12 protein-coding genes are annotated in these 16,312 nt (G+C 49.6%); 6 read left to right on the top strand and 6 right to left on the bottom strand.

Translation table 11 applies throughout. The features are described 5' to 3' along the window. The first annotated feature begins 1 nt into the window (after position 1). The 6 genes from C9I99_RS14200 (at position 2) to C9I99_RS14175 (ending at position 6,698) form a co-directional block, all read left to right on the top strand. Complete coding sequence (locus C9I99_RS14200; protein ID WP_107349542.1) at positions 2-451, top strand: ATP synthase subunit C; 450 nt, start codon at positions 2-4, stop codon at positions 449-451. A 10-nt stretch (positions 452-461) separates the two neighbouring features. Further along, positions 462-1,145 (top strand): hypothetical protein, encoded by a 684-nt coding sequence (locus C9I99_RS14195; protein WP_107349541.1) that lies wholly within the window; start codon positions 462-464, stop codon positions 1,143-1,145. Between the two features lie 46 nt (positions 1,146-1,191). Further along, positions 1,192-1,872: a DUF2764 family protein gene (locus C9I99_RS14190; protein WP_107349540.1), complete on the top strand. Its 681-nt coding sequence runs from the start codon at positions 1,192-1,194 to the stop codon at positions 1,870-1,872. A gap of 20 nt (positions 1,873-1,892) precedes the next feature. After that, a complete protein-coding gene (locus C9I99_RS14185) occupies positions 1,893-3,731 on the top strand; it encodes a V-type ATP synthase subunit A (RefSeq protein ID WP_107349539.1) in 1,839 nt (612 codons plus the stop codon). Positions 3,732-4,294: 563 nt separating this feature from the next. Further along, positions 4,295-5,605, top strand: coding sequence for a dicarboxylate/amino acid:cation symporter (locus C9I99_RS14180; RefSeq protein ID WP_107349538.1), 1,311 nt, complete (start codon positions 4,295-4,297; stop codon positions 5,603-5,605). Between the two features lie 241 nt (positions 5,606-5,846). Continuing rightward, positions 5,847-6,698, top strand: a complete 852-nt coding sequence (locus C9I99_RS14175) for a hypothetical protein (RefSeq protein WP_107349537.1) — start codon at positions 5,847-5,849, stop codon at positions 6,696-6,698. A gap of 47 nt (positions 6,699-6,745) precedes the next feature. On the opposite strand, the gene C9I99_RS14170 is transcribed toward C9I99_RS14175, so the two are convergent. The 6 genes from C9I99_RS14170 to lrp all read right to left on the bottom strand — a co-directional run bounded on the left by C9I99_RS14170 (position 6,746) and on the right by lrp (position 16,235). Then, a complete protein-coding gene (locus C9I99_RS14170) occupies positions 6,746-8,119 on the bottom strand; it encodes a YjiH family protein (protein WP_107349536.1) in 1,374 nt (457 codons plus the stop codon). A 245-nt stretch (positions 8,120-8,364) separates the two neighbouring features. Continuing rightward, a complete protein-coding gene (serS, locus tag C9I99_RS14165) occupies positions 8,365-9,672 on the bottom strand; it encodes a serine--tRNA ligase (protein WP_107349535.1) in 1,308 nt (435 codons plus the stop codon). Between the two features lie 127 nt (positions 9,673-9,799). Further along, positions 9,800-11,140: a replication-associated recombination protein A gene (locus C9I99_RS14160; protein WP_107349637.1), complete on the bottom strand. Its 1,341-nt coding sequence runs from the start codon at positions 11,138-11,140 to the stop codon at positions 9,800-9,802. A 108-nt stretch (positions 11,141-11,248) separates the two neighbouring features. Beyond that, the gene (gene lolA, locus C9I99_RS14155) at positions 11,249-11,863 is read right to left on the bottom strand and encodes an outer membrane lipoprotein periplasmic chaperone LolA (protein WP_420849242.1); all 615 of its coding nucleotides are present in this window, start codon (positions 11,861-11,863) and stop codon (positions 11,249-11,251) included. A gap of 83 nt (positions 11,864-11,946) precedes the next feature. Next, on the bottom strand, positions 11,947-15,339 hold the full coding sequence (locus tag C9I99_RS14150; protein ID WP_275937922.1) for a DNA translocase FtsK 4TM domain-containing protein: 3,393 nt from the start codon (positions 15,337-15,339) through the stop codon (positions 11,947-11,949). A gap of 401 nt (positions 15,340-15,740) precedes the next feature. Further along, the gene (gene lrp / locus C9I99_RS14140) at positions 15,741-16,235 is read right to left on the bottom strand and encodes a leucine-responsive transcriptional regulator Lrp (protein ID WP_036832575.1); all 495 of its coding nucleotides are present in this window, start codon (positions 16,233-16,235) and stop codon (positions 15,741-15,743) included. Positions 16,236-16,312 lie beyond the last annotated feature (77 nt).

Here is a 16,312-nt window from a genome sequence, read left to right as displayed (position 1 = left end):
CATGGAACAATTTGTTATTGCACTTGGTTGGTTGGGCGCATTCGCTCCTGTTGCTATGGGTGCTATTGGTTCAGCAATTGGCTGTTCGATCGCTGGCCAGGCCGCATGTGGCGCCATGTTAGATGTCGAGTCTGGCTATGGTAAATACATTGGCCTTTCAGCGATGCCTTCCTCTCAGGTTATCTACGGTATCGTGATCATGTTCTCCCTGTCAGCGATTGGGGTTAACGCCGAGACAGCAGGCGGCCTATTCGGCGTCGGCCTGATGACCGGTTTTGCCTTGCTTTTCTCTGCTATCTACCAAGGACAAGCCGTTTCTGCAGCAATCAACGCGTCGAAGAACAAGCCTGAAGTCTTCGGCCTGTCTATCGCTCCAGCGGCCATTGTAGAAGGCTTCTCAGTATTTGCTTTCGTCTTTGCGCTAGTGATGGGTGCCAACATCGGCGCATAAGGAACAGACCATGCCAGTAGAAAATCATAATGCAACACCTGTTTCGACAGGGATCAAGCAACTGGTCGACACCCTTCGTCAAGAAGGTGTCGATGCCGGTAAAGAAGCCGCAGATAAAATCATTGCCGAGGCGCGTGAAGAGGCATCGACCATTGTCGCTGAAGCCCGTGACAAAGCAGGTCTTATTCTGGGTAATGCGCGTAAAGAAGCAGACTTCATCTCAACAGCAGGCAAGCAAGCTTTTGAAATGGCCAACCGTAATGCCATTTTAGAGCTAAAAGCCTTCTTGCAAGATGAGTTTGCCAAGCAGATCAAAGCAACAGTCGGCACCCAATTGACAGATGAAAAGCTACTTCAGCAAATGATTCTCGAAGTGGCTGGCCGCAACGCCATCAAATCCGATGAACCGGTTGAGGTTATCTTGCCAACCCGAGTGGTGGGGGTAAACGATCTCAGTGCCAACCCTGAAGAGCTCAAGGAAGGGACATTGATCCACTTTGCCGTAGCACAAGCCGCTGAAATGCTTCGTGAAGGAGTTACTTTCAATGTCAACGAAGATAACAAAAATGCCGTTGTGTTCCGCCTGAAAGATAAAGATATCGAAGTAGCACTGTCAGACGACACCGTCACCCAGATGATGCTTAACCACCTCCAACCGCGTTTCCGCGCGTTGTTGGAAGGTATCGTCAAATAAGTACAGAGGCAGGCTTGCCCTGCCTCTCCTTTAACAAGGAACGTATATGTCTGATAAAGCATATCATGGCCTGTTGACATCACTGCCGCATATCGACTCTCTGTTTAACAGTAAAATCACCCCGATTTCACGTTACCAGTTAGAGCGACGGTTAAGTGCCCTGTCATTTGATGAACGCAAGCACCTCAACATGATTGAGCAAATCATGCACTGGGATCGCACCAAGAATGATGCCGATGACGCTGAACTGATCAAGTTTGCTACCCGGGCGCGCAGTGAAGTGAAAAGCCAAGTGCTTCGTGACCTCATTGATTGGCGTTTAGATATGCGCAGTGTGGTTGCAGCACTTCGGCGCAAAAAAGCCGGTGAAAAAGCGCCCACCGGACCACGCTGGAGTTTTGGAACACGCTACGAGTTTATTCGCCGTAACTGGAGTGCACCCTACTTTAATCTGCATTTCACCTTCCCGTGGCTACCGGATGTCGCTCGGTACATGGAACACGACCAGAGCTTAGAGGTTGAAAAAGCCTTGCTCGAAGCCGTATGGGAGCAGCTTGATCGCATCAGCACCAAAGAGCGCTTTAGCTTCGAAGCCGTGGTGATTTACCTATTGCGCTGGAACCTGGTTTCTCGCTGGACGACTTACAGCAGTGAGATAGCCATCGAGCGATTCGACCAACTCGTGGAAAATGCACTGGGTGACTTTGCCAGTGATCTACCGCATTAATTTTGAAAACAGGTTGTTCAATGAGCACGGAATTAATCAATAAAACGCCGACTGCCCACGTTACGGCAGTCATTGGCGACACACTGACCATCCGCCTTAACGATGGCGATAAAGGCCAGTTAGTCAAAAACGAAGTGGTATATGTGCTGCCTAGCCGCAAGCAAACCGAGGGCCTTGATGAATTGCTAATGGCCGAAGTGCTGCGCGTGCGAGGCGACTCTGCCGATATTCAAGTTTACGAAGATACCCGCGGTGTTGCTGTGGGTGACAGTATTATCCAAACCGGAGAAATGCTAAGTGTCGATTTAGGGCCGGGGATCTTGGCCCAAATCTATGATGGTTTGCAGAACCCGCTTGAGCGCCTGGCACAAATCCATGGCAAATTCCTTAAACGCGGTGTTCAGGTTGATGCGCTAGATAAAGCCGATACCTGGGCCTTCACCGCCGTCGCCAAAAAAGGCGACAAGCTCCGCGCCGGCCAATCGCTGGGGACCGTTCAGGAAGGCCGCTTTACCCACCAAATTATGGTGCCCTTCTATATTAAGGGGGAAGTCGAGGTCACCTGGATCCAAGAAGGTAGCTTTACGATTGATACAGTTATTGCCCACATCACCGATAACCGTGGAAAAGAGCACAATCTTACCATGGTACAGAAATGGCCGGTGCGTCAGTCCATCGCCAATACCCTGACGAAAAACGGGGGCAAAACCCAGCGTAAATTCCCTAACGAACCGTTGGTCACCACCACCCGAACTATCGATACCTTTTTCCCAATTGCCCGAGGTGGAACCGGCTGTGTACCGGGACCATTTGGTTCAGGTAAAACCGTCCTTCAGCACGGGATCTCCCGTTATTGTGACGCCGATATCGTTATTGTGGTGGCCTGTGGTGAACGCGCCGGGGAAGTGGTAGAAACCATAGAGGAATTCCCTCACCTCCCCGATCCCAAGCATGGCGGTACCCTGATCGACCGTACCGTGATCATCTGCAATACCTCATCGATGCCGGTTGCTGCCCGTGAAGCCTCTATATATACCGGTTTAACCCTGGGTGAATATTACCGCCAAATGGGCTATAACGTACTGCTACTGGCCGACTCCACGTCCCGCTGGGCACAGGCCATGCGCGAAACCTCCAACCGATTGGAAGAGATCCCCGGTGAGGAAGGCTTCCCGGCTTATATGGACTCGGCTATCAAGGGGGTCTACGAGCGTTGTGGTGTCGTCGATAATGAAAACGGCACTGATGGCTCGCTGACCATGATTGGCTCGGTTTCCCCGGCTGGCGGTAACTTCGAAGAGCCAGTAACCCAATCGACGCTGGGTACCGTCAAGACCTTCCTCGGCCTGTCCTATGAACGTGCCTATAAGCGCTTCTATCCAGCTATCGACCCGCTAATTTCCTGGTCTCGCTATCTGGATCAGCTTGAAGGTTGGTACGCAGATAATCTTGGCCCCGAGTGGGTGCCGACGGTTAAAGAGATGAAAGCGCTACTCTCTACCGGAGACAGTATTGGCCAAATGATGCAGGTAACGGGTGAGGAAGGTATCTCGTTGGAGGACTACGTGGTTTACCAAAAAGCCTTGTTCCTCGATATGGTTTACCTGCAGCAAGATGCCTTTGATGAAGTCGACGCGTCATGCAGCTTCGAACGCCAGCAGTTTATCTTCGGCAAAGTCGTTAATGTCATTCGTACCAATTACGACTTCACTGACAAAGCTGAAGCACGTAAGTACTTTACATCCATGACTCGTTACTTCCGAAACTTCCATTACGCAAAAGACAATACTGCGGAGTATCACGACTATATTTCCCGTATTGATATGCTGCTGGAAGACACGGTTAACGCAACAGTATGATCATAATAAACAAATAGTTAAAACAAACGGCCAGCACACCTGCGATCAGATTGTGCTGGTCCGTTATACATAGAATGGTATGCCATCAATGCCCCCCTGGAAGATAAACATACACACCCCCTACCAATCGGATTTAAAACCTAGGGACGACCACCCAACCAGCATCATTCACCATTATCACCATAAACGGGCAGCAGTTTTAACCTTACCGTCACAGAATGTACGCTGCAGGTATATAACGCCATGAAATCCTGCAAAATAGAATGTTAACGGGTGCTTTTTCTGGCTCTTAAAATCAATGGTAAACTCGGCTAAACCTTAACGTACTGTCGCTCAAAACGACTTATTAGAACAAAAAACGGTCAGAAATCACCGAGCACGTTAAAATTCAGTTAATAAATATGTTTTCAGAATATCGTTCTGTCAGAAAAAGTGTGATCTGAAACATATCTTTGATTATTACACGGCATTTTACTTCGCTTTAACACGTGAACTACTGTTAACCTGCTCCGCGCTCTGATGAAAGATTTACAGAGTGAATAATTATAAGGAGTGTTTTATTCATGCAAGCACAAAAGAAAAAAATGTCCCTGACCGGCCGAGTCATTCTGGGTATGGTATTGGGCATTCTGACAGGATTCATTATTCGTTCGCTTTTTGCTGAATCATCTTTTGTCCACGAATATTTAGTCAATGGCCTGTTTGAGGTTGGCGGTGCTATTTTCATCGCGAGCTTGAAAATGCTAGTGGTGCCATTGGTATTTGTCTCTTTGGTATGCGGTACCAGTACCCTCAAAGACATCAGCACACTGGGTCGTTTAGGCGGTAAGACACTGGCGTTTTACCTCACCACCACTGCGATTGCTATTTCACTCGCCTTGATTATGGGTAACCTCTTCAAGCCAGGTGCTGGTGCTGACCTTTCTGCAGCGACTACATTTGCTTCCAAAGAAGCGCCATCACTAGGTCAGGTCATTATCGACATGTTCCCGACCAACCCAATCAGTTCGATGGCCCAAGGCAACACGCTGCAAATCATCGTATTTGCGATTCTGTTCGGTGTAGCTATCAGTGCTGCGGGTAAACCGGGTGAACGCATTGCCGGTATCTTTGCAGACCTTAATGAAGTGATCATGAAACTGGTTGCCCTGCTGATGAATATTGCCCCATTTGGTGTATTCTTCCTGATGGCAAAACTATTCACCGGCCTTGGTCTGGACGCTATCTTCAACCTACTTGGTTACTTCTTGGTCCTAACCGGGACCCTGCTGCTGCACGGCTTTGTCGTCTACGGTTCACTGTTTAAAATCTTCACGGGTCTAAGCCCGAAAGTGTTCTTGAAGAAAATGGAAGACGCGATCATGTTCGCCTTCTCAACCGCTTCTTCAAACGCAACGATTCCAGTGACCATGGAAACGGCAACCAAGCGTCTTGGCGTTAAAAACCGTATCGCCTCATTCACTGTACCGCTTGGTGCCACCATCAACATGGATGGTACGGCAATCATGCAAGGTGTCGCGACAGCATTCATTGCTCAGGCATTCAACATCGACCTAACCATGGGCGACTACATGGCGGTGATCGTTACCGCGACCTTGGCTTCTATCGGTACTGCTGGTGTACCGGGCGTTGGTCTTATCATGCTGGCTATGGTACTGAACCAAGTTGGCCTACCGGTTGAAGGTATCGCGCTTATCATGGGTGTTGACCGTCTACTAGATATGATCCGTACCGCTGTTAATATTACAGGCGATAGCTGTGTAACTTGTATCGTAGCCAAAACAGAAGGCGAAATGGATATCGACCGCTTCAACGACCCGCATGCGGGCGAGAAAGAAGAAGAGGTCCACCTACACCCTATCTCTAACTCGTAGTCACGCAATGACAATGAGATCGCTCTCCCCCTAATTCAAAGGCTCCCTTCGGGAGCCTTTTTTGCACCACTTCGAATCACACCTGCACCATTTTCACACTCGCCATAACGGTCTAATCAACAACAACACGTAACCACCTGAATAATAAAGGTTAAATATTTCCACCATCTGCTCCACGATGGAATAATGCTTGCAATGTTACTTATCATAATCAGACTTATGCGATTGGAAGGGAGACTGCATGCTTTATTTTATTCTTACCCTCTGTCTTATTGGCATAGCGCTTGGCGTTATCACTATCCGCTCCCGACAACAGCGGGATATTTTGCAAAGCCGCTTCAACCAAATCATCGGCCTACGTCAGTTAATCCACCTGCTGCGCTTCCATCGCCGCCAATCCCATCAGGCATTGAAAAGTACACCACTAATCACTCAAAACCTGAGTGAGTCCATTGCTATCAAGACCTTGACCCAGAGCCTGATCAACCAAGCGGAAACCACCAATAAACCGATGTATCGCATTCTCAATAAACAGCTCGATACTATTTTGAATGAGTGGCCCAAATATTCCGTTCAGCGTAATCAATCCACCCACGGAAAAGCGATTCGTCATGTGTTGTACCTCATTGACGATACCTTAACCCAGAGCCTTATCGACTCTGAAAAGGAAGCCATATTTAAAGACTATCAAGGTACTTGGCCTTTGATGCTCAATGCCATCGACAGTCTTAGCCGTTTTCGTTACGCAATAGAGAACTACAAGATGGGTAGTGATGTGATGGCAAGGGAGTTGGGGCTTCATGGCCAAATCCTAAAACGCAGAATGGCGCAGCTTCACCTACCTGACGATCCTGCTGTGCCCCCACTCATTATTGATAAGCTATTTTGCCAATACGAAAATATTGACTTGAATCGCCATGATAAAGAGCGGGTCAAGCATGAGCTTTATCAGTTTTCGTTGGAGGCCTCAGATACCTTGTTTCACCTGTTCGATTTGGTACTGGCCCATATCGGTCATGAACTATCGATTAAGCTGCCAGAGCTGGCAGTAAGAGAAGAGAATAAGGTGGTTCAAATGATTGCCCGGTACTGAGACCGGGCAATTGAAAGGTAGGAGCAGTAGGTAAAGTTATAAATTGACTAGAAAATCAGATGGGCAATCGCGACGATAATTGGCAATGTTACCAGCGTACGCAGGACAAAGATTGCCACCAACTCTAAGAAGTTAATTGGCACCTTACTGCTAAGGATCACCGAGCCTGTTTCTGACATAAAGATCAGCTGGGTAACAGACAGCGCGGCCACAACAAACTTGGTCATAGCTGCATCGATGCTCGAAGCGGCAATGATTGACGGCACATACATATCGGTGAAACCCACCAGCATTGTTTGTGCTGCGGCCTGTGCTTCAGGCACATTCAGTAATTCTAGCAGCGGCACAAATGGCGCACCAAGCACAGAGAATAATGGTGTGGTTTCTGCCACAACCAGACCCAAGGTACCGATAGCCATAACCACAGGCAGTACACCAATCACCATATCCAGCGCGTTATGAACCCCCTCTTTGGCGACCGAGCCAAGGCTCTTGACCTTGCTGGCTCTCTGTAGAGCCAAATCCATACCAAAGCTCATTGCCGATTGGCCTTCCGGTACCAACTCATCATCACGGTTTGGTGCGGTGCCATCAATGTACAAGTCTTTCTTGTATGATAGCGGTGGCAAGAACTGAATCACCATGGCAGCCACCACACCAGACAAGCAAATGGCTGCATAGAAAGGGACAAAATAGTTCTGCAAACCCACCTGAGTCAGCACCACCAGCGAAAACGAGATACCGACCGGCGAGAACATAGTGGCAACCACTGCCGCTTCACGGGCGGTGTATTTTTTCTGCTCGTACTGCTTGCTGGTCAGGATAACCCCTACCGTACCATCACCGAGCCAAGATGAAATACAGTCAATCGCTGCACGACCAGGCAGTCTGAATACCGGGCGCATGAACTTGCTAAGTAGTGTACCCAATAGCTCAAGCAGACCGAAGTTTAACAATAGGGGCAGCAATAATCCGGCAAAGATGAAGGTAACAAACAACGACGGCAGCAAATCATGCAGTACCAGCCCACCGGTATTTTCATTCCACAGCATTTCAGGGCCGATCTGGTGGAGGGCTACCAAGGTAAATACCGCACCTAAGCTGCGAATAACTAACCACGTTGGGTTCAAGACAAACAGGCGAGTTAGCAACGGAGATTGAGTCACAAAAGTAGGCTTTGCCACACTGGCCAATACTGAAATAAAAGCAGACAAACAGATAACCGCCGTTACCGCCGGAAGAATAGCTTCGCCGAGCAGCGCTTTGAAGCCTTTTGCCATAAGGGCTAGCGGGAAGGTAAAGTCACCGTTGACAGTCAACGGTGCTAAGAAAAAGAACAACCCCAGTATCGAGGGAATGGCGAACATCAGCACATTCCGGCTGGTCTTGTAGTTGTTTTGCGCTAAAAGGATATCTGTCATTCTACTGCTTCCTGAATGATTACACTTTCAATAAAAGTGCATAATTTCTCAATAACGCGATTATATCGAATATCCATTCTGACACAAGCATCAAGTGACAAATTAATCACATTTAACGCATAAAAAACCAAACCTATGTGTTGTAAGCAGCTCGTTCTGTCAATACTCTTTTTCTATGGCTATAAAAAAACCCAGCCATTGGCTGGGTTTTTGGTTATGTTCGACTTGAACGTCCGCGTAACAGATTAACCGATGTGAGTCGCGTTGTTCATGTACTTGCGAAGTAGCTCAGGAATACGGATACGACCATCAGCTTCCTGATTGTTCTCAAGGATAGCAACCATAGTACGACCAACCGCTAGGCCAGAACCGTTCAGGGTATGAACTAGCTCAGGCTTCTTCTCACCTTTACGGCGGAAGCGCGCTTGCATACGGCGAGCCTGGAAGTCACCGCAGTTAGAACAAGAAGAGATCTCACGGTAAGTTTCCTGTGCAGGAACCCATACTTCTAGGTCGTAGGTCTTCACAGCGCCGAAGCCCATGTCACCGGTACACAGGATCACCTTACGGTACGGCAGTTCAAGCAACTGGAGTACTTTCTCAGCGTGACCTGTTAGCTCTTCTAGCGCGTCCATGGAATCTTCTGGACGAGTGATCTGTACTAGCTCAACTTTGTCGAACTGGTGCATACGGATCAAACCGCGAGTATCACGACCGTAAGAACCGGCTTCTGAGCGGAAACAAGGTGTGTGCGCTGTCATTTTGACTGGCAGATCCGCTTCATCAGAAATCGTGTCACGCAGCATGTTGGTTACAGGAACCTCTGCTGTCGGGATCAAAGAAAGAGTACGAGGCTCTTCGTCGTTCACTTTCTCAGTCAGTGGCTGAGTGTGAAACAGATCGGCACCGAACTTAGGCAACTGGCCAGTACCGAATAGGCTATCAGAGTTCACTAGGTACGGAACGTACATCTCTGTGTAGCCGTGCTCGTCAGTGTGAAGGTTCAGCATAAACTGGGCAATCGCACGGTGTAGGCGAGCAAACTGGCCTTTCATCACGATGAAACGTGCACCAGACAGTTTAACCGCGCTTGCGAAATCAAGGCCGTCAGCCATTTCGCCTAGGTCAACGTGGTCTTTAACTTCAAAGTCGTATGACTGTGGCTGGCCCCAGCGAGAGATTTCAACGTTTTCGTTTTCATCTTTACCTGCAGGTACAGAATCGTCTGGCAGGTTAGGGATCGTTTGTACGATGGCATCTAGCTCAGCCTGAAGCGCAGCAAGTGCTTTTTTCGCGTCATCCAGCTCAGAGCCTAGGTTGCCAACTTCAGCCAGGATACGCTCAGCTTCTTCGTGATCGCCCTTCGCTTTCGCTTGACCAATGGACTTCGATCGGGAGTTACGCAGTGCCTGAAGCTCTTCAGTTTTGACCTGAAGTGACTTACGTTTTTCTTCTAGGGAACGTAGTAGCTCTACATCAAGAGTATAACCACGGCGCGCTAATTTTTCGGCTGTTGCGTCCAGCTCAGTTCGAAGTAATTTAGAATCTAGCATGCTAATCCTGTGCTCAAATGGCTCTAAAGTGCACATTATTTAGCCAAAGTGATGGCCAAATAATTTTTAATTCAGAAGGCGTTAGGCAACCTAACGCGGATCCCTAAACAATACCCAAAAAGCCCTATTATTGATAGCGCTTTGACGCGCTTTTTGCATCTAAAGAAGCAAGATAATCTAACTTTTCAGAAATTTTGGTCTCTAATCCCCGATTTGACGGCTGATAGTAGCGAGTGCCAGCTAACTCCTGTGGAAAATAACTCTCGCCTGCAGCATAAGCCCCCGGCTCATCATGGGCATAACGGTACTCCTGACCATACCCCATCTCTTTCATCAACTTGGTCGGTGCATTACGCAAGTGGTGCGGTACTTCATAGTCAGGATAATTAGCCGCATCCAACTTGGCTTGCTTAAAGGCGGTATACACCGCATTGCTTTTCGGCGCACACGCCAGGTATACGATCGCCTGGGCAATCGCGCGTTCGCCCTCATAGGCCCCCACCCGGGTAAAACAGTCCCAGGCCGAGACTGCTACCTGCATTGCACGCGGGTCGGCATTGCCGATATCTTCCGAGGCTATCGCTAACAGACGACGGGCAACATAAAGGGGATCGCACCCGGCCTGCAGCATTCGGGCAAACCAGTATAAGCCGCCATCCGGACTAGAGCCGCGAATCGACTTGTGCACGGCAGAAATCATGTCATACCACAGATCGCCCTTGTTATCGAAACGGGCTATCTTCTCGCCCGCCACTTCAGCCAACAGCGCGAGTGTGATCTGTTTGTTGCCCTGCTCGTCCTCATCCGCCATATCAATCAACTGCTCAAGGTAGTTCAGTGACATGCGGGCATCGCCCCCAACCAATTCGGCAAGGCGCTCTTTCACTTCATCGACAAAGATCAGATTGCTCTCCGACACGCCGCGCTCCTTGTCGACTAGAGCCTGCTCGATAACGTCGAGGATATCCTCGTTCTCCAGAGACTTAAGCTTGTAGACCCGGGCGCGTGACAACAGTGCGTTATTAAGTTCAAAGGACGGGTTTTCAGTCGTTGCGCCAATGAAGGTCACGGTGCCATCTTCGATATGGGGCAAGAAGGCATCCTGCTGGCTTTTATTAAAGCGATGGACCTCATCCACGAACAAGATTGTCCGGCGGCCAGCCATCTTGTTGTCGCGGGCTTTATCGATAGCCGCGCGGATATCTTTAACACCCGATGTCACAGCCGATACACGCTCAACTTCGGCATTGGCATAATGGGCAGCCACCTCGGCCAGTGTGGTTTTACCGGTCCCCGGCGGCCCCCACAAAATCATCGAGTGCAGGTGCCCGGCTTCCAGCGCACGCCTTAGGGGCTTGCCTTCAGCCAGAATATGTTTCTGGCCAATGTATTCCTGCACGGTTCGTGGGCGCATTCTGGCTGCCAGCGGACGAAAGTCCGACGAAAAATCCAGGCTGAAATTACTCAAAATCACCGCTCCTTAAACAAAATTAGGTGGTACTGCCGTACCACCTAAGTCAATCTGGTTCACTGTTTGCTATCGTCTAGGTGTATAACCTAGTCTATTCGCGTTCGCTTAATTGCGCTGGTCATCCAGCTCAACCCCTTGCGGCGGGGTAAAGGTGAACTGGCTCGAGGCTGGCGTTTTCTTCTGGAACTTGGTCAGTTTGAAGTTACTGCGCTGGCCATCTTGTTCAACGACAGAGAAACTACGCACCTCACCCGACAGGGCCACGGTCACAACAAACTGCCCCATCGAGGACGCACCGCTTTTTGGGGTCAGGGTAAAGGTATCAGCCGTTTGTGACACATTGTAATTCGCCCAATCCGAAGCGCTATTGCGGGTTAGCAATACAAATGGTGTTTGATCCGTTGCGTCATTAAGCCACATTGCTGTCACTTGCTCGATGAACGGGCTGTAGTACCACAATGTCTTACCGTCAGAGATCAAGATATTCTCATCTGGCGTTTCTGTGTTCCAACGGAATAGGTTTGGTCGTTTGATGGATACATCACCGGTACCTTCCACCAGCAGGCTACCCTCCGGGCTCACGACGGTCTGGGTAAAGTCAGCACTAAATGCATTCACTTTACCTAGACGAGTACTCAATTCCTGCTGCGGATTCGCCATTGCCTGACCGGCCAGCAACAAGGGGCTGGCGACCAACATACTCAAAAGCACTTTTTTAATCATTCTGTTAAACCTTTTCTGATGCCTGCTATTTGATCGTAGCAGGCATGGTAATGACGGGATGTCTTGTGTTTTATCAACAGCTAGTCACGGGGTGGAGGCGGCGGAGCCAAGACCTCACGGTTACCGTTATGGCCTGGTGCACTGACGATGCCATGGGCCTCAAGTTGCTCAACAATTCGGGCTGCACGATTGTAGCCAATCTTAAACCGGCGCTGGACACCGGAAACTGAACCGCGGCGCGATTCGGAAACAAATGCAGCCACTTCATCAAATAACTGGTCAAGATCATCTTCTCCAGCTACCGGAGTCTCTCCCGGTAATAGGCCCTCACTTCCTTGATCAGCTTCCAAGATCCCCTCGATATACTGTGGCTTACCGCGGGCTTTCCAGTCATTCACCACGTTATGAACGTCTTCATCCGAAGCAAACGCACCGTGAACACGGACGGGATGGTTACTCCCTGCTGGCAAGTACAGCATATCACCCATACCCAGCAACGACTCTGCGCCACCTTGGTCGAGAATTGTCCGCGAGTCCGTCTTGGTCGATACGGTAAAGGCCATACGGCTCGGGATATTGGCCTTGATAAGACCGGTTATCACGTCGACCGACGGACGCTGCGTCGCCAGTACCAAGTGGATCCCTGCCGCACGCGCTTTCTGAGCCAGTCGGGCAATCAATTCTTCGACCTTCTTACCGACCACCATCATCAGGTCGGCAAATTCATCGACGATGACAACAATGCTCGGCATTTTATCCAACAGCGGCGGATACTCGTCCATGCTATCGCCCGGCTTCCAAAGCGGATCATGGATGGGATGCCCAGCGGCAGCGGCTTCTTCCAGCTTGGCATTGAAGCCAGCCAGGTTACGCACACCACAGGCCGCCATCAACTTGTAACGGCGTTCCATCTCACCAACACACCAGCGCAAGGCATTGCCGGCATCTTTCATGTCTGTAACCACTTCGGTCAACAGGTGCGGAATCCCTTCGTAAATCGACAGTTCCAGCATTTTCGGGTCAATCATAATAAAGCGACAATCTTCCGGCTTGCACTTATACAGCAAGCTGACAATCATCACGTTCACCCCAACCGACTTACCCGAACCTGTGGTACCGGCAACCAGCAAGTGTGGCATCTTACACAGATCGGCTACCACGGCTTCACCAGCAATGTCGTACCCCAGTACAATCGGCAACGCGCCTTTCTTGTGTTGGAAGTTATCACTGGCGACAACCTCTGACATATACACCGTTTCTCGGTTCACATTCGGCAATTCGAGGCCGATATACGGCTTACCCGGGATCACTTCAACCACACGTACCGCAGATGCTGACAAGGCGCGCGCCAAGTCTTTGGCCAAACCGGAAATACGGCTGACTTTCACACCCGGTGCGAGATCAAGTTCATAGCGGGTGATCACAGGGCCAGGGTATACCCCAACCACCTTGGCTTTGATCTTATAATCAGCCAATTTCGATTCAACCAGCATTGCGGTCTGCTTGAGCTCTTCCTCGGTTGTCGACTGTACGTTTTGTTTCGGCGGAGCCAACAGATCAATGGTCGGCATCGGCGACGTCGGTTTGGGCAAATCCGCTTCGCGTTTCATCAAGAACGGGTTGTCCAAGCCTGCCGCTTGCGCTTGGGCTTTCTGGGCATCACGGATCTTCTTGAGGAACGCTTCTTCATCATTCAAACCTTCCCCAGTGCTGTTTCCGGTTTGATCATCGCTATCGACAGGGGCAATTTCACGCTCCGCCCGCTCTAGCTCTGACATACCATCCTGAACACCAATTTCGATATCATGCACTAACTCGATATCGTTTGGCACAGCGCTATTAGCCAGTACTTCTTGGCTATGTTCAACCACCGCAGTCTCCTCTTGTTGAGCTGGCTCATATACGCCAGCTTGAACAACATGAGGCTCTGTTGTAACAGGCTCAAGGTGAACCGATGATGAATTCTCTTCTGCCGCTGCCGGAATGAACTCATCATCATTAAACGGCATACCCACAGAAAGGGCAGGCTCTACCAGCGACGTTACTGCCGCAGCTTCAACCGCCGAATTTGTCACTGGCTCAAAAGCAGGAGCTGGCGCAGGCTCTCGTTCAGGCGCTGTCTGCTCTGCATTGATCCCAACGGAAGAAACCGAGCTTGACGCAACAGCGTTGTCTTGCGGCGTTAACTTGCCTTCATCGACATATACGGTGAAGTTCTCATCGATAGCCAGCTGTCTTTCAAGTTCGGCGATCGACATCCCTTTGGCTTGCTGGGTCGAATTAACCTCAACAACCTCATCTTCATTCAAAGCGGCGGACTGTAACGGTTCAGCCTGAGCAGCTGGCTCGCTATATAACGGCTGGGCTTGAACGGGTGTCGCTACATTCACCGCTTCTGCTGTTGGCTCTTGAACGACTGGCGCTTCGGCCATCACCTCTTCGACTGCAGTTCCTGTGTTCGCCTCAGCACCGGTTGCGACCACGCTTGCCGTCGCTGCTGTGGCAATCGCACTGTTAGCCTGGGCGTGAGACTGGGCTTGGGCCTGACGGTGACGCTCAGGCATCACAATTTTCGGTTCGCTAGTATTCAACAGCGGATCGGCTTGCTGGGTGGCGACATGCTGAGTGCCGTCCAGTAAAGGGTCACGCTGTGCCAACGGGTCAAAGCTGGGCTCCTGACGGGCAAAGCGATGCCGATCCTCAACCTGGGGCGGCGTTGTACTGCTACTTGAAGCCAGCAAAACATCGTCAGCATCAGGTTCTGACTCCGTTTGTTTCATCGCAAGTTGGCGGCCGAACTCAGTCTGGTGTTCATCCGGGATATCGGCAGCAAAAGGAGTCAGTGTCTCTGATTTATCAGAACGTACCTTGTTAAGCAGCCATGCCATAGCGCCAAGTACCGTCTCACCAATGGTATCGACAATAGTCAACCAAGAAATGCCGGTAAACAGGGTAAAGCCCACCGCCCAGGCAAACATCAGGACCAGTGTGGCACCCAACAAATTGAACATTGGCAGCGCCATATTCGACACGACATCGCCAATCACGCCGCCGGAGGAGAAATACCAGATATCATCGAAGTTAAGATCAGCAAGCCCGCAACTGGCAACAAAGATACACAATAGGCCAAGCAAGCGAGTACCATAAATCATGTAATCCAGCTTAAGAGGCTGCTGGCGCCTGCGGAACAATACCCAAGCCGCGAGAATGATCACCGCAGGAAGTGGGTAGGCAAGCGAACCAAATGCAAACAGCAAGGTGTCGGCAACCAGAGCGCCAAAAGCCCCAGCTTTGTTTTGCACCGGCCCTTCCCAAGCCGTTTGGGACCAAGAGGGATCGGCAGGATCAAAACTTAACAGCGCAACCATGATGAAAATCGCCGACAGGATGCCGATGATAAGAAAGCTTTCCAGTAAGCGCTGTCCCCCGGAAAGACGCATTTTAGGCTGCTTCTTGCCCTTTACTTTCCTCAAAAAAACACTCCGATGTAACAAATTGCTTGATGCCCAACCCATTCTGCCTTGGGCAGATACGTTGAATCTTTTTAACGGCTAGAACAAGGATGTTCCAACCCGGTGTTATTATTATGCCAATAGCTGGTAGCGTGTCAGGTGCCAGTAAAAATAGCGCCTTTTGGCCTAACGCATATCTTATACTAAATAGCGTCCAATTTTGCCATTTTGAATAGGTGAATATAGGAAGGGATAGCGAAGTTTTTACAGAAAGTGCTGAAAATACAAGCACCTTGAGTTAGCAATAACTAACCATTGCACTTTATCTAGGGTTGTATTAGCCCAGAAACAAATCAAGCGGCTGAACGCCGCTTGATTGATATACCCAAAGTGCTTGGATATAGCTCTTTCAACTGTGAAGCTTAACGTGTTTTGATCACAAGGTTGTTGGTCTGCTTCACTTCTTCCATCACCACGTAGGTACGGGTGTCGTTAACCCCAGGAAGGCGTAGCAGGGTTTCACCCAGCAACTTACGGTACGCAGACATATCAGATACGCGGGTCTTCAACAAGTAGTCGAAATCACCTGAGACCAAGTGACATTCTTGAATATCTTCTAGCTCTTGCACTGACTTGTTGAATTGTTCGAACACATCAGGTGCACCACGGTTTAACGTAATTTCAACGAAAACCAATAGGGAGGCATCAAGATACTGCGGGTTAAGAAGCGCGGTATAGCCACTGATGTAGCCCTGACGTTCTAGACGACGTACACGCTCAAGACATGGTGTTGGAGACAAGCCTACACGCTTGGATAACTCAACATTTGAAATGCGACCATCTTTTTGAAGTTCATTCAAAATGTTACGGTCAATACGATCCAATTCCTTGGATGGTTTTTTCTTGGTATCTACCATTTTTTATTCCACCTTCTTACTTCCTTGCAAAAAAATATACTACATCTTTCTATTTTTTAGAATCAAATACTCTGTTA

The organism is Photobacterium lutimaris (assembly GCF_003025555.1).
GTDB lineage: Bacteria > Pseudomonadota > Gammaproteobacteria > Enterobacterales > Vibrionaceae > Photobacterium > Photobacterium lutimaris.
This window is presented reverse-complemented; position numbering and strand designations above follow the sequence as displayed.